Consider the following 22,527-nt stretch of genomic DNA (forward strand, 5'->3'; position numbering starts at 1 on the left):
GAAAGGACATGTACACATTCCCGGCCCCCGACTGGAACGAGGAACCTGTCCTAAGTCCCTATTGCATGAACAGGTCTGCGCTGGTATGATTGATATAATTAAAATGAAATGGAGGTTTTCCTGTTGACAGCATCAATGAGATTAAGAAACCCGCTTTTCAATCGTTAATTGAATACGTTTGAAGGCTCTGCCTATGTTCAGAGCGACGGGATTGGTCTGTCTATTTAAGGAAACCTAAATTTAACGGTTATTTTTAAAGAGGAGATGAATTTCTCCTCTTTTTTGCTGTCTTTAGAAATAGAATGTATAGAGCGGATTAATCAACTGAATATAGGCAAAGCTTGTTTTTATTAACTAATATAGAAATGAGTGATTAGACAATGAGTACAAAAAATCCTAATCTGCAGGAGAATTGGCTTAAGAATATTATTCTCTTTTTAAGCAGTCAGACGATCTCGCTGTTTGGATCGTCCCTTGTTCAATACGCCATTATGTGGCATATTACCTTAACGACAGAATCTGGTTTGATGATGACGCTCTACATCATATGCGGTTTTATTCCGACCTTCTTTTTATCACCGGTCGCGGGTGTCTGGGCAGACCGGTATAACCGGAAAATGCTGATTATTTTAGCAGATGGTCTTATTGCCTTTTCAACTCTGATTCTCGCTATCCTCTTTTTTATGGGTTATGAATCCATTTGGCTTCTATTTGTCATGGCAGCGATCCGTGCCCTTGGAACAGGGATTCAGACTCCTGCTGTCGGGGCGATTCTGCCTCAGATTGTCCCGAAGGATAAGCTCACAAAGGTAAACGGAGCAAACGGAAGCATTCAAGCCGTTATCATGTTTGTCTCGCCAATGGTCAGTGCTGCTCTGCTGGCAATGTCATCACTTGAAATCATCTTTTTCATCGATGTCATCACAGCAGCGATTGCCATTGTTACACTGATGACTTTTGTCAAAATTGCTGTGCACGAAAAGGCCACGGCCAAACAGACTACGAGCTACTTCAGCGACTTTAAAGAAGGTCTGCAATATGTAAACAGCAATCCATTTCTGAAAAAGTTCTTCCTGTTCTTTGCTGTCTTCTTCGTGCTGATGGCGCCTGCCGCCTTTTTGACGCCGCTGCAGGTTACCCGCACCTTTGGCGGAGATGTATGGAAGCTGACAGCCATTGAAATTGCTTTTTCAGTCGGCATGATGATTGGCGGAGGAATCATTGCTTCCTGGGGAGGCTATCCAAATAAAATTAAAACGATGACCCTCGCCAGTCTCATCATGGGAATATGCACTTTGGCGCTTGGCATTGTCCCGGTCTTCTGGATCTATTTAGTGTTCATGGCCTTGTTCGGTGTGGCGATGCCAATATTCAACACGCCAACTACTGTCATGCTGCAGGAAAAAATTGAAGAGAACTATTTAGGCAGGGTGTTTGGAGTCATGGGGATGATCTCCACCTCCATGATGCCGATCGGCATGCTGATATTTGGACCAATTGCAGATATCATTGCCGTCGAATGGCTTCTTGCTGGAACAGGGGCATTCATTATCCTATTAGCATTCATATTAGGGCGGGATCAGGTGCTTCTTGAAGCGGGGAAGCCAGCGCTGAGTGAATCGTAAGATATCTTTTATAATGGAGCTGTCATATGGGCAGCTCCATTTTTTTAGTTAGTTGAACAAGGAACGTCAGTCATGAAGGAGAATATTTATACTAAACATGTTTGGGGGGAGCTGGAATATGAGACAAATAATCGCTCTTGGAGGCGGGGGATTCTCTATGGAACCGGAGAATCCATTATTAGATGAATATATTTTGCGGCAGTCAGGAAAAGAAAATCCTAAAATCTGTTATATTCCTACGGCTACAGGAGATTCCGACATTTGCATCAAGTGGTTTTATGACTTTTTTGAAAATCAGAAGTGCCAGCCGTCCCACTTATCTTTATTTAAGCCGCCAACAAGAGATATAGAGGGGTTTATACTGGATAAAGATATCATCTATGTTGGAGGCGGAAATACGAAGAATTTATTGGCTTTATGGAAAGAATGGGGACTAGATAAGATTTTAAGAAAGGCATGGGGCCAAGGGATTGTATTAGCGGGCATCAGCGCAGGATCCATTTGCTGGTTTGAAGAAGGGGTTTCGGATTCATATGGCGATAAACTGGAGCCCTTAACATGCCTGGGCTTCTTAAAAGGAAGCAATTGCCCTCATTACGATGGGGAAGCGGAAAGAAGGCCTGCCTATCATGAGCTTTTGGCTTCTGATAAAATAAAGCCTGGAATTGCAGCGGATGATGGAGTGGCTATCCACTTTATTGAGGAAGAGGTCAGCCGAATCGTAAGCTCAAGACCCAACGCCAGGGCCTATAAGGTCTATTACGATAAAGAAGTAAAAGAGATTGAACTGAAAACAGAATACTTGGGGTCTTGAGGCGCACAAGTGAAGTTAACATTATTAAAATGGAAGGAAGTGCTTAAAGATGGATTTACAAACGGTTATGCAGGAGCTCGAAGCTCTCAGCAAGGAACGGACCAAGAAAATGTACATATCAAACGGCGCGCACGAGCCGCTTTTTGGAGTGGCAACAGGTGCAATGAAGCCAATCGCCAAAAAAATTAAAAGAAATCAGCCTTTGGCAGAGGAGCTATACGCTACAGGGAACTACGATGCCATGTACTTTGCAGGCATCATTGCAGATCCAGAAGCCATGACCGAAGCGGATTTTGACCGCTGGATGGATGATGCATATTTTTATATGCTGTCCGACTATGTGGTGGCCGTTACATTAGCTGAAGCAGATATTGCACAGCCTGTTGCCGATAAATGGATCGAAAGCGGGGAAGAGCTGCGGATGTCAGGGGGCTGGAGCTGCTACTGCTGGCTTTTGGGGAATCGTCCGGACGCTGAATTTTCCGAAGAGAAACTGGCCAAAATGCTTGATAAAGTGAAAGACACCATCCACGATTCTCCGGAGCGTACAAAATCCGCCATGAATAATTTTGTCTATACAGTGGGTGTTTCCTATTTGCCGCTCCATGAAAAAGCAGTTGAGACAGCAAAAGCCATCGGGCCGGTTGAAATGAAGCGGGACAAGAAAAAAAGCAGTTTCCTGCACGCCTCAGAAAATATCCAGAAGGAAGTAGATAGAGGGAAGCTTGGCTTTAAACGAAAATATGTAAGATGTTAAACAATCAGTGATACTGGAATGGATGGGGCAATGAACCTGTTCCTTTGTCCCCAGACCATGTTATAATGAGGAACTTAGGAATTATGAGTAGTGCTCATGGTGGAACGGATGCCCAGAAAAGCCTCCGCCTAGTGATTAAATATGGAGGTGTGTAGTATGAATAAACGATGGACAATCAGTAAAATTAATGAATTTGTTGAGAAAAATTCAGATAGTAAGCTGTTATCGACGGAATATCATGGTTTTTCTCAAAAACTGCTTTTTAAATGTGCATGCGGCAGTGAGTTTGAAAAAACATTTACGAAATTTAAAAATAATCACCAGCGTAAATGTGATGTGTGCCAGCCGCCTAAAGCATCACGCTAAACGAATATAAGGAAATAAACGAAGTGCCGATTTCAATTTAAAGAAATTGGCGCTTTTTCTTTTAACAAGCTTCCTCTTTGTTCCGGAAAGAAGTTGACTGAAGCAAATAAATTAATTATTATATTTGACAAAGGCAACTATATTCTGAGGAGTGATTTCTTTGTCCATGATCCCGTTTGAGGAAAGAATCAGTGCTGTTCGCCATTTTAACCGTTTTATGACCAGACAAATAGGAGCTTTGCGGGAAGGGTTACTGCATAGCCCCTATTCACTGACAGAATCCAGAATCCTGTTTGAAATCGCCACTAACGAGGACCCTGCAGCATCAAATTTAACTCAAGAGCTGGGTTTAGATGCAGGCTATTTAAGTCGAATATTAGCCCGATTTGAAGAGAAAGGCCTTATAAAGAAAGAACGTTCTGCTAAAGATGCCAGGCAGCGCATTTTAAAGCTTACGCCAGAGGGAGAAAAAGCTTTCTCTAAACTAAATGAACGTTCATACAATGAAATAGCGGATCTTCTTGGGAAATTATCGGAAATTGAACAGCAGCAATTAATTAACGCTATGAAAACCGTTGAAGGACTGATCAGCAAGAATGAAAGCCTAAAATTTTCAGGCCCGTATTTTCTTCGTCAGCATGAACCTGGTGATATGGGGTGGGTTGTACACAAGCATGGTCTTTTGTATTCACAAGAATATGGATGGGATGAGAGATTTGAAGCTCTTGTATCTAAAATTGCAGCAGATTTTATAATCAACTATAATCCTAAGCGGGAACGCTGCTGGATTGCCGAAATGAACGGAGAAATAGTGGGTTCTATTTTTGTTGTAGAAGGAAGTGAGGATACGGCTAAGCTTCGTCTATTAATAGTAGACCCAAAGGCGAGAGGAATGGGCCTTGGTTCACAAATGGTTGAAGAATGCATAAACTTTTCCAAACAAGCAGGATATAAGAAACTCGTTCTATGGACAAACAGTGTTCTTAAAGAAGCGCGGCATATCTATCGGAAAAAGGGATTTCAGCTTGTTAAGGAGGAAAAACATCATAGCTTTGGGCACGAATTAGTTGGAGAAACGTGGGAACTGCTGCTTTAAGGGACACGGGGACAGGTACACTGTCCCTTTTGCTGATCTTTCAGAGAAATTGTGTCCCCCTCAGGTCATTGGATTAATAAAAAGCCTCCATTCAAATTGAATGGAGGCTCATAGAAGGAACCGGGATTACGGATGAATGGCCGTCGGCCTCCAGTAGCCATGGTTGGTTATTGGTTACGGATGAAGTTGTAATGGGTCATGGATAATCGGTTTGCCATTGCCATTACAAGGTACCTTTGTACACAATAGGAGGGTGTTCCTTCTATGCCTTGAAGCAGAGTCTCACCACTTCAAGGTCTAGAAATACTTTTCGCTGTCAAACTCTAATTCTATCAAATAATTCTTGTTATTGATTAAGTTGGACAGACGATTCGCCTGGCGTTCGGCTTCCAGGCCCTTTAATCGGTACTGCTCCGGATCAAATAGCGCCATTTTCACCATCGACACGTTTTCCGACACTGTATAAAGGAATTCCTCTCTGGCTGCTGTGCCATATTCCTTGAATTTGCGGGCCTTTGCCCGATATTGGGTGGCAAGCTCAATTGCTTCTACGATTGGCAATGATTCATTGTTAAAGGTGATGTCATTTTCAATATTGGCTTTATATACAAGCTTATCCAGCAGTCTCATGTCTTTACGGACTTCATCCATCTCTTTTTCCACCATACCAAGCGATCTTGGCATTTCAGGAAGCTTGCTGCCTTTTTCAATATCGGCAAATGCTACACGGTCCATTTCTTCTTCTAACTCGTGAATTCGTTTAGCCAGAACACTTTTTAATTTTACTGCTTCAGCCAGGGTAAGTTTTTGCATGCCTGAATCTGCTCCTTTAATAGATTCGTTCTTAGTATTATTATATAGTCGGGAGTAATATATTGGAAGGAATAGCTTTCTCCTTGACTCTCAGGGGCGCCTAGAAAGGTAAAAAAAATTAGTATTCAAGCTCAACGAGGAACCTTGTAAAGACAGTCTGCTGAAAAATTACTTCTCTGATAAAGGGAAGGTTGTTTTCGGTTAATTTTAATGATATATTTCCAATAATAAACTTATTAAAGATCTTTAATAAGTTTATTATTGAATACTTTTTATATCTGTTTAATAAGTATGATTTGCAGGTGGTGAGAATAATGAAGACTGCTCCAAAAGCTTTAAGCCTGGGCATCCTTTCTGGTATTCGCAGATCGCTTTTAGACCTGGGAAGTGCAACCAAAGTTGAACTAAGTGATAAATTGGGAATCAGTTTTCCGACGATAAGCAAGTTCCTTTCACAGATGGAGAAGGATGGGGAAATTCTGTCGTCGGGACTGGATGAATCCAGCGGAGGGAGAAGAGCGAAAAGATATACATACAATCCTGACTATATGCTGGGCCTGGCAATTTTCTTAGAGAAGACAGAGACGAATTATGCCATTTTTAATTGTGCGGGAGAAGTGAAGGAACAAGGAACCCTTCAAAGTGTATTGACTGACGGCGGGCTGAATTTATTAACGGGCTCGATTGAAAAATTATTGGCAGATAAACAAGCAATCCGGTCGCTTGCCATTGGGGTGCCGGGTTCCGTTAAGAATGGGCGGATCTTTTATATACCCGGCTATGAACAGTTTCAAGACTTCGATATTAAAGGATATTTTGAGAATCTCTTTTCGAGGCCAGTTGTTGTAGAGAACGACATGAATGCTGCTGTTCTTGGATATCACCATTCTAATGGGATAAAAGATCATCAATCCCTTGTGTATTTATATTCCGGTCAAAATGGTCCTGGTGCGGGATTTATGATCAACGGGGATGTTGTGCGGGGAAACACTTTTTTTGCCGGGGAAGTTTCATTTGTTCCTCAATATGATGACCGAAACTTCCGCGAAGCCTTGGAAAATGGATTCAGTCATAAAGAGGTGCTGATATCCAGAGATAATCAGGTTGATGCTATCAGCAGATTAGTAGCCTCAATTACGGCTATCATTAATCCTCATACGTTCATCTTCTGCAAAGATGAAGTGGAAGAGACCCTGGTAGAAAAAATTGCAGCAGCAAGCTCAGAATACATCCCGGCAGAACATCTGCCCATTCTGGCAATAAGTGATTGGAAACAGGACTATTTATACGGATTGCAGAGTCTGGGGCTGGCGCTTATGCTTGAGTCGCCTGAAAAATATATCAGAAAATAGGTGAGGCTGAAGCATGGCAACAATCCTTTTGGTGATCATATATTTGGCTTTTATTAGTCTGGGTCTTCCGGATTCAGTGTTAGGGGCGGCATGGCCTGTCATGCAGGCAGACTTAGGCGCCCCGCTGGAGACTGCCGGATGGCTTTTTATGACAATAGCTGGCGGTACAATCATCTCGAGCTTAGTTAGCGGAAGAATACTCAAACGGTTTGGAACTGGGAAGGTATCTTTTTTCAGTACGTTAATGACTGCTGCCGCGTTACTTGGCTTTTATTTTGCTCCATCGGTTTATTGGCTATTTCTATGTGCCATACCTCTCGGATTGGGGGCAGGTGCAATTGATGCAGGATTAAACGATTATGTTGCTGCGCATTATAAAGCACATCATATGAGCTGGCTGCACAGTTTCTGGGGAGTCGGAGCCACCATTGGCCCGATCATCATGGCCCAGTATATTGCAGGGGGGAACTCCTGGAGCAATGGGTATTTTGCCATTGCAGGAATACAATTTGTGCTGGCAATCATCCTTTTGCTGACTTTGCCTTTATGGAATAAAGGAAAGAAAAATAATAAAGCTTTAGTTGGAGAGGCGGAGGAATCAGGAGAAAGAGTGGATCATGCTGAAATTGTAAAACCGCTCCAAATCAGAGGAGTTAAATTAGCTTTATTATCCTTCTTGTTTTATTGCGGGGCAGAAGCCACGATTGGGCTCTGGGGAAGCAGCTTTCTGGTAAGTATGAAGGGCCTGCCGGCAGCGGAGGCTGCCCAATGGGTTTCCTTTTATTTCGCAGGCATTACAATTGGCAGATTTATTACTGGTTTCATTACGTTTAAAGTGAATAATGGTACTCTCATTCGGATGGGGCAAATTCTTGCACTTGCTGGTGCCATCCTTCTTTTCCTGCCATTTACATCCGTTTTCGCGCTTGCAGGTTTTGTTTTGGTTGGATTAGGATTGGCACCAATCTTTCCGTGTATGCTGCACGAAACGCCAGCGCGTTTTGGGAAGAAGCATTCCCAGACCATCATGGGTTATCAAATGGCTGTTGCATATACAGGCAGTACCTTTCTGCCGCCTGTTCTAGGCTTCATTGCCTCTCATTCAACAATTGGGATTTTCCCGTTATGTATTGTTCTTCTTGCTGCAGCAATGTTCTTAAGTTCTGAAAAACTGAACCGCCTGCTGAATAAGAAAGAGATTAATAGCTCTGAGGATGTTACCTTTAGCACAAATAGATAAATTTGAAAGTAGGCCATTAAAATGAAAACAGAAAAAGAGAAAATGCTGGCTGGAGAAATGTATGATCCTGCTGATCCGGTATTACTAAAGGAGCGCGAAGAAGCAAGGGGAAAGGTCAGAATTTATAATCAAACTCTGGAGACTGAAGGAGAAAAAAGGACAAAATTATTAAAGGAACTGCTCGGTTCAACCGGGAAAAACGTTTATATGGAGCCAAATATCAGATTTGATTACGGTTATAATACGCATGTAGGAGAAAACTTTTTCGCGAACTTCGACTGCACTATTTTAGATGTCAGTGAAGTTCGTTTTGGAGATAATTGCATGCTTGCACCCGGAGTGCAAATTTATACGGCAACACACCCGCTTCATCCTGCTGATCGCAATTCAGGCAGATAATACGCAAAGCCGATCATGTTTGGAAACAATGTATGGATTGGCGGAAGTGCCGTAATCAATCCAGGTGTAACAATTGGGGACAATGTTGTTATCGCTTCAGGTGCAGTTGTTACGAAAGATGTGCCTGATAATGTAGTAGTTGGCGGAAATCCAGCTAAGATAATTAAACAAATTGAGCTTTGAATTCTCCTAAAGCATCAATAAAAAGAAAAGCCAATTCCCATTGCGGAATTGGCTTTTCTTATGTTTCAAGGTGCAGGGAAACTGACTTTATTTTTCAAGCTTCCGTTAATTCTTAACTACAGTGGTTTTTGCATGAATATGGCGTTATTGCTCATTAGAAGTGCTGCTCCCATGAATCTCCTCAACACGAATAATATTGCTCATCTAAGATAAAACTTTTAAATAAAAACATTGGAGGAAAGACATGAGAGAAAAGAAAGAAAAGCAGCTCGGGAATATCCAAAAAAATGCTCAGGATTTATATGAAATAAGCAATACTGAATACGGACTTGAATCAGTTGCTGAAGGCTGTGATTTCGCTGAGGGGGAAAAGGATACACCGCCCAATTGTGGAGAGTTATAGGGTAATGGCCTAGTGTTTGGGATTGATCTGAAACAGGCATTCAAAAGGAAGGCTGCGATTTAGCAATAAACATACAAAGTGAACAGGTAAAGACCGAATGAAATAGTAAGCATGAATTACAAAGTATAAAGAAGAAGGAGAGCAATGGATTTGCACAATGCTCTTCTTCTTTTTTAGTATTATTGTTAAGGTAATCCGGTAACAGGTATTTAGGCTCCAGCAAGGATAGCAGAAGCTAAAAACCCCAGCCGTTGTAGAGGGCCACGCATGTAGGTTATTGATCCTTCTCTTGTTTCTTTGCCAAAATCGTCCGCAGTTCGTTAATTTCCTCATCAGACAGGGAGTCTTCCTGGATGAATTGGACTAGCATGGATTTCACCGTTCCGCCATAGATTCGCTTGATAAAGGATTGAGCTTCAGCCCGCTGGCATTCATCCTGTGAATAGAGCGGGAAAAAGGTATAGATTCTCTGGTTTTTATTTACGCCGACTACATTCTTATGTACAAGCCTATCCAGAAGAGTACGGATTGTTTTGGGCTTCCAGTCTGTACTCTCTTGTAAGGATAGAATGACTTCATTAGCCGTTTTGGGTGCGCCGTGCCAAAGAACAGTCATGACTTCCCACTCGGATTCTGAGATGCTGGGAATCCTATCAGTCATATTACCGCCCTCCTTCTTTAATGAGATGAAGCAATTAATAAATGCCTTTCTGCTTCAAAATGGATAATGTAATTTCAGCTGCTTTACTTCCATTAGAGTCATCTTCATTCTGTATATTCGTTGCAAAAAAGTATGTGTCCTGCCCTGACTCAACATATCCAATGAACCATCCATTGATGTTTTTTCCATTTACAGTACCTGTACCTGTTTTTCCTGAAAGGAGGGCTCCCTCTTTTCTCTCTAGTTTAATGGAATCCTTCACTGTTTGGATATTCTTTTCTTTAAATCCAAATTGATTTGCATAAAATTTTTTAAGCAGCTGAACTTGTTCCACTGGAGAAATTTTAAGGGTCGATTCCAGCCAATATTCGTCTATTCCACCAGTTAGATCACGATTCCCGTACTTGATTCGGTCTAAGAAGGTTTGAATCGTACCGGGCTGCACCTGCTGGTCTAACGATTGAAAATACCATGTAACAGAATTTCTTATTGCAGAAGTTAAATCCTGATCCGCATTCCAGGAATCAATAGGATACTTAAGTCCGTTCCATTTGGCCGACGAGTTTTCAGCCGTTATGGTGCCTGATTCTAAACCAAGCAGAGCACTATAAATCTTATAAGTGGAATTTGGTGAAACCCTTAATGTGCTTTTATTCCGATTATGAATTAGATATTGGTCTGCTTCTTTATCATACAACACAAAGCTTCCATCAAACCCTGCAAAATAATTGCCTAAATCCTCATAAATAATGTTATCATCCTTAAATTTATAGCTGCTATTTTCATGAGCCATTACAGAGATAAATGGAGCTTGGCCTGCAATAAATATCCCCGCAAAAAGGAGTACTGCCGCACTTTTCCATCTCAGCAGTTTTGATTCCGGTTTAAAACAGGCAATTTTTTCGATTCTCGTTTTGATCTGTTTCTTTGACCCGTTTAAATGGTTTGCCAAATCGACAGTCACTGCCCTTGAGGCATTATGGGCAAAATGAATAATGCTGTTTCCATACTCCATATAAGCCTTCTCATCCAAAGAATTTAAAACCTTAGCATCACAGGCGATTTCGCGATCCAGCCTCATTCTCCTAAAAGCAAGCCAAACTAGAGGATTAAACCAATATAAAACTTGAAGAATCACCATAAAATAATTGACTGCAAAATCTTTATTTTTATAGTGGCTCAGTTCATGTAAAAAGATATATTCTATATCCTTTTCAGAAAGCCACTCGTCAAAATGGCGGGGAAGCACCACATAAGTCTTTAAAAGGCCAAACGTCATTGGGGTTTTAACGAGAGATGACTCTCCGACAATAATACATCCAGTAATCTTCAGTTTGTGTTTGCAGTCCTCGAATAATGATAAAAGCCCGTTATTTCTCAGGCTGTTTGTGTGTTTCTTTATTTTACTGATCTTAAGCATTGCGAGCAGCGTAAATACAGTTAAAATAGCCACTCCTGAAATCCAAATAAAGAATAAAGCATTATTTAATAATGTTAAATCATAGCGTTCCACCGAGACGGTTATGTCCTCCATCCAATTATTTTGCCTTAAAGGAACCTCTGCAGATGGCGCAGTTTGGGATGGAAGGCTGCTATTGCTATTCCAAAAGGATAATGAATCTGCAAATGGCATCAATTGTAATGGAATAAGAGGAAGTGGCAGAGCAAGCAATACTAGAAACCAAAGATTATAGTGAGCTTGGGCTGTTAAATGTTTCTTTAAAAGTCTTTTTAACAGAAGAACGACTCCGATTGTAAAAGAAGACACCAGCAGACATTCCAAAAAAACAGATAAGAACTGTGAGCTTGTAATCATCCTCAGACCTTCCTTCTAAAATTTTACATCTAGTTTTAATTCCCTGGATAAAATGAATACCAATCCTGCTAGCATTCTATTTTTACTTTATCAAATCATGGTGATCTTGTGAAACACCATAATATCATGGGTTTCTAGCGGTTGACAAAACAAGATTACAAATGTAGTATTATATTACACTTGTAGTCTCTATGTGTTGTTTAAAAGTAAAAAGCTTAAAATTTTTATGGAGAGAGGTAATAATATTATGAGGAAACAATATCATTCTGTTTTTAGTAAGAATAGGTTAAAAGCAGTCCGGCTAGTCAGTTTGGTTCTGCTTCTTGCCCTGACTGGCTGTGCAAATGGCAGTTATCAATCAGATGTCAGTGCGGCAGAAAACTCCAAAGAAACTTCTGTAAATACAAAACAAAAATTCAAAAAGCTGGAGAAGGAATTTGACGCACGGCTTGGTGTGTATGCATATGACACAGGAACGAAAAAGACAATTACTTACAGGTCTAATGAGAGATTTGCCTACGCATCTACATTCAAGCCGCTGGCAGCTGCAATATTGCTGCAGAGAAAATCACTGGAGGAAATGAATGAAATCATTACATACACAAGTGATGACCTGGTGACATATTCTCCTGTTACAGAAAAGCATGTAAAGACTGGCATGACTTTAAGGGAACTCTGTGAAGCGGCAATCCGGTTTAGCGACAATACAGCAGGCAACTTAATTTTAGAGGAATTAGGAGGGCCTGAAGGATTCGAAGCAGCTTTGAAAGAAATGGGGGATACTGTTACAAAGCCTGAGCGGTTCGAGACGGATTTGAACGAGGCAGAGCCAGGGGACATTCGGGATACAAGTACACCTGAAGCACTTGCAGCAAGCCTTCAGAAAGTTTTAATTGGCCATTTTCTGTCTGAAGAAAAGCGGAACATTTTAACCGAGTGGATGCGGGGTAACGTTACTGGGGATCCATTAATCCGTGCTGGTGTGCCAAGCGGCTGGGAAGTAGCTGATAAGAGCGGTGCAGCAGGCTTCGGAACACGTAATGACATTGCGATTGTCTGGCCGCCGAACAGGGAGCCGATTATCATGACGATCCTTTCCAGCCGGGATTCAAAGGATGCCGAATATGATAACGCTCTGATTGCAGAGGCTGCGGAGATGGCAATAAAGGCTTTGGATGATGAAGCTTGAATGACTGGGGAAGGACAAAGATTATGTTTTCCTCCTCCCGCCAGTTTTTATATTCGAAATCTGAGAAAAATAGACATGAAATTGATAGTTTCGATTTAGAACATATCCGAATTGATAAATATGATGGGGGCACTATCGGAGGAGTTCTACTGTTTCAACAGCGGGACTTAAACTAGATGAATGGAAAGTCCTTGAGTGGAAAGAGTTATGGGGGAGGAGTATCTTCATGGTGTTAGGATGATGGATATTAAATCCGAATTTTCATCGGTTTATAGCGAAAGGTACTATTTGACTCAATTGAGTCTTACCAAGCATTTTCATTATTTTGTATATAAATAGGCAGCCAAGCAATTTATGAGTTCACTTTAGCGCTGCTTTCATAACTAGCTCTAAAGTTAAGCATCATCATGTATTAACCACTGCGCGTCTCTATATATTCCTTTTTCATTAATCCAAGGTACTGAGCATAAACGAAAGCAGGCATTCATAAAGTTATATGGTATGAGAAAAATTAGGGAGGGCTTATATGTTTTATCACATCAAAGAATTACAATATCATGCCAAACCTGAAAGACCTGATCCTGTTTATGCGAAGAAACTTCAAGAGGTACTTGGTGGCCAATTCGGCGAAATTTCTGTAGCGATGCAATATCTGTTTCAAGGCTGGAATACCCGGGGGGATGGGAAATACCGCGATCTTTTAATGGACACAGGGACAGAAGAATTGGCACATATCGAAATGCTTTCAACGATGATAGCAAGATTGCTTGATGGAGCACCGGTGGGGGCACAGGAGGAGGCAGCCAAAGATCCTGTTTTGGAAGCAATTTTAGGAGGGATGAACCCTCAGCATGTAATCGTTTCTGGATTGGGGGCAATGCCTGCTGATAGTGTCGGCAATAGGTGGACAGCGGATTATATTATTGCGAGCGGAAACCTATTAGCTGATTTCCGGGCGAATCTTACAGCAGAATCCCAAGGGCGTCTTCAGGTAGCCAGACTCTATAATGAAACTACTGATCCAGGTGTAAGAGACATGCTGGCCTGGCTCCTTGCAAGGGACACTATGCACCAAAATCAGTGGATCGCAGCGATTCGGGAATTGGAATCAAAAGAAAATATCGTGGTTCCGAGTACATTCCCTAAACACTTAGAAAAACAGGAAGTCTCATATGTTTTATTCAATTTTTCAGATGGCGATCAAAGTGCCAAGGGGCGCTGGGCAAGCGGGCCAAGCATGGATGGCCAGGGAACATTCCAATATGTTAAAAATCCGCAGCCATTTGCAAAAAAACCTAAGCTTAAGCCAGCTCCTCCATATATATATAATACACCGCCTTCAGTTATGAGGCAGGATCAAATTCCTCCCAGTCTTTCATAAAACTACTCCCTGACTTTTCGTATGAAAAGCAGGGAATTTTCATCTTTTAATATGGGATACTGTGTAGTCAAGCCTACACTAGACATTTGGAGGAAAATAAAGAGCTGATAACTTGGCAGGAAGCTATCAGCAGTATTGTTTATAAATCAAAAAGGGGTAATTCACAGCAGGTTAATATTATTTTCTTGGCAGTATCTTAGTATTTCTACATTCCAAACTGAAGCCTGGACTTCCCCAATATGTGCTTTCTTTAATAAAAACATGCATAATCTGGACTGCCCTATACCTCCTCCTAGTGTATAAGGGAGTTCTCCATTAAGAAGAGATTTATGAAACTCCAGTAAGATTCGTTCCTCATTATTTTCAAGCTTTAATTGTTTTAGCAGCGTATTTTCATCTACCCGGATACCCATAGAAGAGATTTCAATAGACCTTTCCAGCAGTGGGCTCCAAAATAAAATATCTCCGTTAAATGACCAGTCATCATAGTCTGGAGAACGGCTGTCGTGCTTTGTTCCAGACCGCAGAGCTCCACCGATTTGCATTAGAAAAACAGCGCCGTATTCCTTTGAAACGGAATCCTCTCGCTCCTTTGGGGTCAGGTGGGGATAGAGGTCCTCCAGCTCCTGTGCTGTGATAAAATAAATATCCTCTGGCAATACCGGCTTAAGTGCGGGGTGAAACTCATACATGTGTTTTTCCGTCGACTTCATTGCCTGATAGATATTCCTTACCTCGGCTTTGAGTGTTTTCAGATTTCGCTGATCTTTTGAGATTATTTTTTCCCAGTCCCATTGATCCACATACATTGAGTGAAGGTTGTCTAATACCTCATCTCTCCTAACGGCATTCATATTTGTGTAAAGTCCCTCACCAATAGTAAACCCATATCTGCCTAAAGCGACTCTTTTCCACTTTGCTAAAGATTGAACGATTTCAATTTGATGATCTTTAATATCTAAAGCATCAAATGAAACAACTCGTTCGCTTCCGCTTAAGTTATCGTTTATTCCATTGCCTTCACTTACTAATAAAGGTGGTGATACCTTTATCAGGTTTAAGTTCTCTGAAAGCCTGGCTTCAAAATGCTTTTTTAATTCATTAACAGCAATTTCTGTATTCATTACATTAAGTATAGGTTTGTATCCACCTCTTGGAATGACTAATGTCTTAGGTATTTTAATCACCTCCAAATTTTTTGGAAAACAAGACTGAAACCCTAACTGATAATTTTCAGGCTATTTTTATGAATGGATGAGTCTTAACCATTTAATATTAAAAACTAAATTATGTTATGTATTCTTTTTCGAATCGTTACTGTTAATTTTTATGGGGAATAAGCAGCAAAAAGTGAGTGGAGGACATTTCCCCTCCGCCTTGACTATATTGCAGGCTGCCCTGTATATGGATAATGTATGATGCACGTCGTTCCTTTTCTGGAGGAAATGTTTTCCATTTTTGCAGTTTGCTGTGTATTAAACATTGGATGCTGATAATAGCCATGCTGGTTTTCAACCATCCCCAAACATCAAATACTATTTCCTGGATACAGGTAAAATTGACTGATAAAGCATTTTCACTAAATTGTATAAGTGTAATTGTAAAAAAACCTAGGGAGAAAGGCTGGTTTTTTTTCATACTATCTTTATTTATCTATAAAGACATCAACACACTAGATCAACATCTCTTTTTTAGAATATGGTTGAATACATATTTAGATAGGAGATGGAGAGCATGAACAAAAAATTATTAATTGGTACAGGGGTGGCTTTGTCACTGCTGTTCAGCCCAATCAGCCAGGCGTTCGCAGCAGAACCGACAACAGGAGAAAGGAAACAAGTGGATAATATAGCGCATCGCGGTGCCACAGGGTATGCACCGGAGAATACAGTAGCCGGCTTTGATCTGGCTGTAGACATGAAAGCTGATTATATCGAAATTGATGTTCAAAGAAGCAAGGATGGCGAATTAGTGGTAATTCACGATACATCTGTGGATCGTACAACAGATGGAACCGGAAAAGTGGGGGATTTAACGTTTGACTATTTAAGAAGTCTCGATGCCGGCAGCTGGAAAGGGGAACAATTTGCAGGGGAACCAATCCCGACATTTGAAGAGATTCTGGATCGCTACCATGGTAAGGTTGGAATATTAATAGAATTGAAGGCTCCAGAGCTTTACCCTGGCATTGAAGAACAAGTGGCGGATAAAATAAAAGAACGAAATCTTGATAAACCGCAAAATGAAAAAATCATTATCCAATCTTTTAACTTTGAATCCATGAAAACAATGGATCAGCTTCTGCCTAATGTTCCCATTGGTGTACTGACATCTAATCGTGCGGATACTACAGCGGAAGCTTTACAGGAATTTTCAGCCTATGCAGATTGGTTTAATCCAAGCTATGGAATTGTCACAAAAGAATTAGTGAATCAGGTTCACTCTCTTGGCATGCAAATTGGATCATGGACAGTGCGCAGCCAGGATGCCGCCGACTTCCTGTTCGAAATGGATGTTGACGCCATTATTACCGATTATCCGGATTATGTTGATCCTAGAAACTAATATCAGGAAAGGGAGCAGCTGCTGCTCCTTTTTTTTGCTGAATTGGGAAAGGGATTATTTGTGTTTCTATTGAATATAAACCTTATCCTTTTTCAGAGGTGAAGCTCATGAACATAAGAAAAGCTGTTTTAGCTGATTCAAAGGGTATTGCGAAAGTACATGTTGATAGCTGGAGAACAACCTATAAAAATATCATTCCTGATGAATTTTTGAAGAAGCTATCCTATGACAGGCGTACGGAATTATGGAATGAAAATATTATAAAAAAGGGAAATTATGTATTTGTTGCGGAAAATAGCAATGGTAAAATCATCGGATTTGCTGATTGCGGCAAGAGAGAAAGTAATCATGTTCCGGAATCCGGTGACTTAACTGCCATTTACCTCCTAGAGGAATATCAAGGTAAGGGAGTTGGCAAGAGGCTATTAAGGAAGGTTTTCCTGCAATTTGAAGAACTTGGCTTTAATAGAATTTTTGTTGAGGTACTTGAAGATAATAAAACCCGCCATTTCTATGAGTATTATGGTGCAGAATTATATAAAACAGAAAAGATTACTATTGCAGGTGCTGAATTGAATCTTCTTATATATGAATGGAATAACATTGGGGATGTATTAATTAAATTCTAATCCAGAAAACTCGTCATATTGACGAGTTTTTATTTTTCTCCAGCTCTCATGAACTTATAAAATAATATTATTATTTTACCAAACTATATAAAGAATTAAGTTCCATACAAAAACTGGAATGACATCGCTTTCATAAAATTTTCAATAATTTAAATTGACTGAAAAGTATAATTGTATTATTATTCTAACAATATATATTTTTCGCAACACGAATGAATAGGTATTCAACATAGAGGGGGAAGGGTTTATGTCACAGCTGTTAGCGTTAGTAATTCTTTTGCTTATTTTATTTATTGGAGATTTGGTTGCGGTTCGCACGAAGGCATGGGTGCCGTCCATTTTCGTCTGTGCCGTACTGTTCCTTGCCGGCTATTGGACTTTTTTTCCGCAGGACATCGTAGCTTTGGCAGGAGTTCCGCCGGTTGTGGCTACGATGATGATGTACTTATTGATTACCAATATGGGGACTTTGCTATCGATTCAGGAATTGAAAAATCAGTGGAAGACGATTGTGATTGCTTTGTCAGGGATTTTGGGAATTATCGCGATATTACTTGGAATCGGTACCTTTATCTTTGGATTTAAAACGGTGGTTGTCGCCATTCCGCCATTGGTTGGAGGCGTTGTATCTGCCCTGATTATGTCCGAAGGAGCGAAAGAAGCGGGACTGGCTTCTTTATCTGTCTTTGCAATCGTGATTTATGTTATGCAGGGATTTGCTGGATATCCGCTCACCTCCATTGTCCTGAAAAAAGAAGGAAAGCGGCTTTTACAGCAGTACCGAAGCGGAAAGCTTGCTTATAAGACACAGGGCATGGCGAGTGAAGAGACGGCTGCAGCAGCAGAGGCAGCTCCAAAACCTGAGCTTAAGCTTTTTCGAAATATGCCGGAGAAATATAATACAGATTTCTTCAAATTTTTAAGATTGGCGGCAGTATCCTACCTTGCTTATCTGACATCAACACTGCTGGCTCCAGTTGCGAGTGTCAGTCCATTTGTACTTTGTCTATTGTTCGGGGTTATTGCCACAAGTATTGGCTTTCTTGAGAAGCAGGTACTGCAGAAAGCAAATGGTTTTGGCTTTGCGATCATGGCCCTGATGCTCTTTATTTTTGACGGCTTAAAGCAGGCTACACCCGGGATGATGCTTGAGATTATTTATCCGCTGGCAGGAAGCATTATTCTAGGCGTAATAGGAATGTATATCTTCTCATTCATCGCAGGGAAAATTTTAAAGGTGAGCAAGGAAATGGCTTTCGCGGTTTCGCTGACGGCACTATATGGTTTCCCGGCTGACTACATTATTACAAATGAAGTGATTAAATCATTGACAGAAGATGAAAAAGAGAGGGAAATGCTGACCAGCAACATGCTTCCGCCTATGCTTGTCGGGGGATTCATCACGGTGACGATTGTGTCGGTGGTATTAGCCGGAATTTTTGTCGGACTATTATAAGAAAGGGATTGGATCGAAATGAGTGAAGTTCAAACAGGGAAAAATGTGAATCTGGAAAAAGTACAGGGGCGAATCGAAAACCATATTGACACATTAAGCACTTATACAGCGACTCCAGGCAAAGGAACAACCCGGCTGACGTATAGTCAGGAGGATCTGCTTGCGCGGCAGTATATTAAGGGGAAAATGAAGGAAGCGGGCTTGGCTGTCCGTGAAGATGGATTGGGCAATATCTTTGGAAAGCTTGAAGGGTCCCTAAAAGATGCACCAAGTGTTCTGATCGGTTCTCACTTTGATTCCGTCCCGAATGGGGGATCCTATGATGGGCCTGCCGGAGTTGTAGCAGGACTTGAAGTCGCTGCACTTTTCACTGAGAACGGATTAACGCCAAAATATCCTCTGGAGGTTATCGCCCTTATCGAAGAGGAAGGCTCCAGATTTGGCGGCGGCTTAATGGGTTCACGCGGAATGGTCGGTTTGCTGGCTGAGGAAGACTTTAAATCATTGAAGGATAACGATGGCATTACGACCGTTGAAGCCATGAAGAAAATCGGGCTCGATCCGTCTCTTCCGAAAACAAGAGACCAGCAGTCAGTAAAGGCTTATCTGGAATTGCACATTGAACAGGGACCTATCTTAGAAGAAAAGAATATCCCAATAGGGGTAGTCGAAGCGATTGTCGGCTTAACGCAATTGGAAGTAACCGTAAAAGGACAGGCCGGGCATGCCGGGACCACTCCAATGGACAGGCGGTCTGATGCGCTGGTTGCGGCCGCCGGGATGATAGCCCAATTCCCGGAGCTGGCTGCTGCCGAAGGAGAAGGAACGGTAGTAACCACTGGGCAAATGCAGGTCTATCCAAATGGAGCCAATGTAATTCCGGATCAAACGGTCTTTTCTGTAGACATTCGCTCCGGCAAGGAAGAACATGTCCAGAATGTTATTCAAAAAGTAAAAGAATTAGCAGGGATCTATCGTGATAGCGGAGTAGAAATAACGGTTGAACAGCTTTTATATATTCAGCCAAAAGAGATGAATAAAGAGATTGTGAGTCTGTTAAAGAAGAAAAGCAGTGAACTGGGTTTCACTTCATGCCCCATGAATAGCGGCGCCGGGCACGATGCAATGGTTTTCGCTGATTACACAAGTACTGGGATGCTGTTTATTCCAAGTAAAAATGGCCTGAGCCATTGTCCGGAAGAATGGTCGGATTCCAGGCGTATTGCCGAAGCTGTTCAAATCCTGTTTGAGGCAGCAATAGAGTTAACGGAGGCGGAGTAAGAGATGATTCATAATGGGCTAAAAGAATTAATTGGAGCATATAGTGATGAATTAACGAAGCTGCGAAGAAAATTGCATCGTGAACCAGAGGTGTCATGGGAGGAATTTAAAACCACCCAATTTATTTGTGAGTACCTAGATGGTCTGGGCATTCCCTTTAAAAGAACGGAACCAACAGGTGTTATTGCTGAAATAGCAGGCGGGAAGCCCGGAAAGACGGTAGCTTTAAGGGGAGACATGGATGCGCTGCAGGTGGAGGAATTGAATAAGGATCTGCCTTATGCCTCCCTGGAAAATGGCAAAATGCATGCATGCGGACATGATGCCCATACCGCGATGCTGCTGATTGCCGCCAAGGCATTAAATGAGATAAAAGAAGAATTGCCGGGGAAAGTCCGCCTGCTGTTCCAGCCAGCCGAAGAAGTAGCGGAAGGGGCGAAGATGATGGTGGAACAGGGAGCAATGGAAAGTGTGGACAATGTCTTTGGCATCCACATATGGTCGCAAATGCCGACGCATAAAGTGTCCTGTACACCTGGGCCATCCTTTGCATCAGCTGATATATTCAAGGTGACATTCAAAGGAAAAGGCGGGCACGGGGCGATGCCGCATGACTGCATTGATGCTGCTATAGTGGCCTCATCCTTTGTCATGAATGTCCAGAGTGTTGTGTCCAGAACCATTGATGCCCAGCAGCCTGCCGTACTCACCATTGGAAAAATCATGGTGGGCACAAGGTTTAACATCATCGCTGAAAATGCAGTCATCGAGGGAACAGTCCGCTGCTTCGATCCTGAAACAAGGGATCATATTGAAAAACAGCTTGAGAATTATGCTGAGAAGACGGCATCGATCTATGGTGCTGGTGCAAAAGTGGAATACATTCGGGGTTCCCAAGCGGTAATTAATGAGGAATACAGTGCAAACCTTGTGCAAAAAGTTGCTTCTGAAGCTTTCGGGGAAGATTTTCTATATAATGAAAATCCAACAATGGGGGCGGAGGATTTCAGTTTTTACCTGGACAAAGCACCTGGCAGCTTCGCCCTAGTCGGCAGCGGCAATCCAGAGAAAGACACCGAATGGGCTCATCACCACGGCAAATTCAATATTGACGAAGACGCCTTATCGACAGGCGCAGAGCTATATGCACAATATGCCTGGGCATATTTGAACGTATAGGAGTAAAATCTTAAAGCTAAATCCGCTCCTCTATATGGAGAAGCGGATTTATTTTTGCCTGGTTCCAGTTATTCATATCATTTTTAAAGTCATGAAAAAAGAAGCAGTTAAAAACTCTGCTTCCCATATACTGGTGACATATATATATATCCTGTGATCAAGGGGAATAGGTATGGTGAATTCTACTATTTTTGCAGATGATTTGGCGGAATGAAGTTTAGGGGCAGTGGCCTTAAGATTACTTTAATATCAGTGGGCATTTCAAAATCCTGCTGTGCTTGTTTTAAATAATGATACATAGCTTTCCCGCCTGTGGAATTGGCAGAGTGAACAGTTATGCGATCCGCAAATAACTGTTTTTGAACCATTAAATGAACAAGCATAAGACCATTTCTCGATTTACTTACTAAATCATGGTCTAAAGACAAGTGGTCAATTTCAAAGGTCTGAAGCAAATGGATACACTCATCAATGGTCTCAACTAATACATGACCATCAGGCGCTTTCCGATAATCATCCAGGAATACGCTTATTTTCTCCAATTTTATCCCCCTTTCGAAGGGGTGACTAAGAAAAGTCAAGTTGACCCTAAGGGTTTGATTCACCTTTCATTGTAACATACATATGTAAGTAAAGATACCGAAGAGGGATTAATTGGAAGAAAATTGACTGCGGTTTTAAAAAAGAGTGTCCTCAGGTATTTGCTTTCAAGGCTGGCAGCAGAGGTTTCCTTCGCCCTTTTCAAGAGCTGATTTTAAACTGTCCAGTACACCTGACCAGGCCATTTGATGCCAGTTTATCGCTTCAATCCAATCTTCATGATTCTTAAATCCTCTATGTTCAACAATCACCTTTGCTGAATTTTCATGGATTGCCTGGAAACTTACATGAACAGTTGTTAATTCATCCTCATTATTCATTAAATCCTCAAATTGGTCTGGGCCTTTCCATGTGAACTCAAGCTCATTTTCAGTAATAAGCTTAGTAATTTTACATCCCTTCGTATTCATGCCCGTACTATTTCCGGGAATAAAATAAAGCTCATAAGCTCCGCCTTCCTTAGCTTCTACTTTCACTTCAGGTGCAAACCATTCAGATACCCTATCAGAGATTGTCCAAGCGAGCCATACCAGATTGAGTGGTGAATTGATTGTTGTCTCATTAATAATGGCTTTCTCAATTGCAGTGGTTTTCAAAATAATCCTCCCCCAAGTGTAAAATTATTACATTTAAATAATAACATTATTTTGAAGATTAAGATATTGTTAAATGGAGAAAATTCGGAGAGATAGATTATTTGTAAAAGAGGAAAGCCCAAAAGG

General features: G+C 41.4%; 21 protein-coding genes and 1 pseudogene. 16 read left to right on the plus strand and 6 right to left on the minus strand.

Annotation, left to right across the window (positions count from 1 at the left end; translation table 11 throughout):
• Positions 1–380 precede the first annotated feature (380 nt).
• The 5 genes from AC0VZ9_RS03260 (at position 381) to AC0VZ9_RS03280 (ending at position 4,658) form a co-directional block, all read left to right on the plus strand.
• Positions 381–1,625, plus strand: coding sequence for an MFS transporter (locus tag AC0VZ9_RS03260; RefSeq protein ID WP_071157358.1), 1,245 nt, complete (start codon positions 381–383; stop codon positions 1,623–1,625).
• A 118-nt stretch (positions 1,626–1,743) separates the two neighbouring features.
• Positions 1,744–2,439 (plus strand): Type 1 glutamine amidotransferase-like domain-containing protein, encoded by a 696-nt coding sequence (locus AC0VZ9_RS03265; RefSeq protein WP_256814880.1) that lies wholly within the window; start codon positions 1,744–1,746, stop codon positions 2,437–2,439.
• Positions 2,440–2,488: 49 nt separating this feature from the next.
• Positions 2,489–3,196, plus strand: coding sequence for a DNA alkylation repair protein (locus AC0VZ9_RS03270; RefSeq protein ID WP_475397011.1), 708 nt, complete (start codon positions 2,489–2,491; stop codon positions 3,194–3,196).
• A 156-nt stretch (positions 3,197–3,352) separates the two neighbouring features.
• Positions 3,353–3,562: a hypothetical protein gene (locus tag AC0VZ9_RS03275; protein ID WP_009335393.1), complete on the plus strand. Its 210-nt coding sequence runs from the start codon at positions 3,353–3,355 to the stop codon at positions 3,560–3,562.
• A gap of 166 nt (positions 3,563–3,728) precedes the next feature.
• Positions 3,729–4,658: a bifunctional helix-turn-helix transcriptional regulator/GNAT family N-acetyltransferase gene (locus AC0VZ9_RS03280; RefSeq protein ID WP_475397491.1), complete on the plus strand. Its 930-nt coding sequence runs from the start codon at positions 3,729–3,731 to the stop codon at positions 4,656–4,658.
• Positions 4,659–4,955: 297 nt separating this feature from the next.
• Here the strand turns inward: AC0VZ9_RS03280 and AC0VZ9_RS03285 are convergent, their stop codons facing one another.
• Complete coding sequence (locus AC0VZ9_RS03285) at positions 4,956–5,471, minus strand: hypothetical protein (protein ID WP_009335391.1); 516 nt, start codon at positions 5,469–5,471, stop codon at positions 4,956–4,958.
• A gap of 314 nt (positions 5,472–5,785) precedes the next feature.
• Here AC0VZ9_RS03285 and AC0VZ9_RS03290 point away from each other — a divergent pair, with 314 nt between their 5' ends.
• The 4 genes and pseudogenes from AC0VZ9_RS03290 to AC0VZ9_RS03305 all read left to right on the plus strand — a co-directional run bounded on the left by AC0VZ9_RS03290 (position 5,786) and on the right by AC0VZ9_RS03305 (position 9,048).
• On the plus strand, positions 5,786–6,823 hold the full coding sequence (locus tag AC0VZ9_RS03290; protein WP_009335390.1) for an ROK family transcriptional regulator: 1,038 nt from the start codon (positions 5,786–5,788) through the stop codon (positions 6,821–6,823).
• Between the two features lie 13 nt (positions 6,824–6,836).
• On the plus strand, positions 6,837–8,063 hold the full coding sequence (locus tag AC0VZ9_RS03295) for an MFS transporter (protein WP_009335389.1): 1,227 nt from the start codon (positions 6,837–6,839) through the stop codon (positions 8,061–8,063).
• A gap of 21 nt (positions 8,064–8,084) precedes the next feature.
• Positions 8,085–8,645, plus strand: a pseudogene (locus AC0VZ9_RS03300) (sugar O-acetyltransferase).
• A 244-nt stretch (positions 8,646–8,889) separates the two neighbouring features.
• Entirely contained in the window at positions 8,890–9,048 is a 159-nt protein-coding gene (locus AC0VZ9_RS03305) for a hypothetical protein (protein WP_009335387.1), read from the plus strand.
• 274 nt (positions 9,049–9,322) lie between these two features.
• Here the strand turns inward: AC0VZ9_RS03305 and blaI are convergent, their stop codons facing one another.
• Both blaI and AC0VZ9_RS03315 read right to left on the minus strand, forming a co-directional pair.
• Positions 9,323–9,709 (minus strand): penicillinase repressor BlaI, encoded by a 387-nt coding sequence (blaI, locus tag AC0VZ9_RS03310; protein WP_009335386.1) that lies wholly within the window; start codon positions 9,707–9,709, stop codon positions 9,323–9,325.
• Between the two features lie 34 nt (positions 9,710–9,743).
• Positions 9,744–11,525, minus strand: coding sequence for a BlaR1 family beta-lactam sensor/signal transducer (locus AC0VZ9_RS03315; protein WP_475397012.1), 1,782 nt, complete (start codon positions 11,523–11,525; stop codon positions 9,744–9,746).
• A 247-nt stretch (positions 11,526–11,772) separates the two neighbouring features.
• Here AC0VZ9_RS03315 and bla point away from each other — a divergent pair, with 247 nt between their 5' ends.
• Together bla and AC0VZ9_RS03325 are read left to right on the plus strand one after the other, a co-directional pair.
• On the plus strand, positions 11,773–12,714 hold the full coding sequence (bla, locus tag AC0VZ9_RS03320) for a class A beta-lactamase (protein WP_009335384.1): 942 nt from the start codon (positions 11,773–11,775) through the stop codon (positions 12,712–12,714).
• Between the two features lie 526 nt (positions 12,715–13,240).
• A complete protein-coding gene (locus AC0VZ9_RS03325) occupies positions 13,241–14,095 on the plus strand; it encodes a manganese catalase (protein WP_009335383.1) in 855 nt (284 codons plus the stop codon).
• A 161-nt stretch (positions 14,096–14,256) separates the two neighbouring features.
• Here the strand turns inward: AC0VZ9_RS03325 and asnA are convergent, their stop codons facing one another.
• Positions 14,257–15,219, minus strand: a complete 963-nt coding sequence (gene asnA, locus AC0VZ9_RS03330) for an aspartate--ammonia ligase (protein ID WP_217026191.1) — start codon at positions 15,217–15,219, stop codon at positions 14,257–14,259.
• 610 nt (positions 15,220–15,829) lie between these two features.
• Between asnA and AC0VZ9_RS03335 the strand changes: the two genes are divergently transcribed.
• The 5 genes from AC0VZ9_RS03335 (at position 15,830) to AC0VZ9_RS03355 (ending at position 21,205) form a co-directional block, all read left to right on the plus strand.
• Positions 15,830–16,660: a glycerophosphodiester phosphodiesterase gene (locus tag AC0VZ9_RS03335; RefSeq protein WP_019380248.1), complete on the plus strand. Its 831-nt coding sequence runs from the start codon at positions 15,830–15,832 to the stop codon at positions 16,658–16,660.
• Between the two features lie 107 nt (positions 16,661–16,767).
• On the plus strand, positions 16,768–17,289 hold the full coding sequence (locus AC0VZ9_RS03340) for a GNAT family N-acetyltransferase (RefSeq protein WP_009335380.1): 522 nt from the start codon (positions 16,768–16,770) through the stop codon (positions 17,287–17,289).
• A gap of 247 nt (positions 17,290–17,536) precedes the next feature.
• Positions 17,537–18,745 carry a hypothetical protein gene (locus AC0VZ9_RS03345; protein WP_009335379.1) on the plus strand — a complete coding sequence of 403 codons (1,209 nt, stop codon included), beginning with the start codon at positions 17,537–17,539 and terminating at the stop codon, positions 18,743–18,745.
• An 18-nt stretch (positions 18,746–18,763) separates the two neighbouring features.
• On the plus strand, positions 18,764–20,026 hold the full coding sequence (locus tag AC0VZ9_RS03350) for a Zn-dependent hydrolase (RefSeq protein WP_192908121.1): 1,263 nt from the start codon (positions 18,764–18,766) through the stop codon (positions 20,024–20,026).
• Between the two features lie 3 nt (positions 20,027–20,029).
• Complete coding sequence (locus AC0VZ9_RS03355) at positions 20,030–21,205, plus strand: M20 family metallopeptidase (protein ID WP_475397013.1); 1,176 nt, start codon at positions 20,030–20,032, stop codon at positions 21,203–21,205.
• 185 nt (positions 21,206–21,390) lie between these two features.
• Here AC0VZ9_RS03355 and AC0VZ9_RS03360 read toward each other — a convergent pair whose 3' ends face one another.
• Both AC0VZ9_RS03360 and AC0VZ9_RS03365 read right to left on the minus strand, forming a co-directional pair.
• A complete protein-coding gene (locus tag AC0VZ9_RS03360) occupies positions 21,391–21,747 on the minus strand; it encodes a cyclic-phosphate processing receiver domain-containing protein (RefSeq protein ID WP_019380254.1) in 357 nt (118 codons plus the stop codon).
• Between the two features lie 165 nt (positions 21,748–21,912).
• Positions 21,913–22,401, minus strand: coding sequence for an SRPBCC family protein (locus tag AC0VZ9_RS03365; protein ID WP_192908123.1), 489 nt, complete (start codon positions 22,399–22,401; stop codon positions 21,913–21,915).
• Positions 22,402–22,527: the final 126 nt, after the last annotated feature.

It is taken from the genome of Cytobacillus sp. QJM3NY_8, from assembly GCF_056173585.1.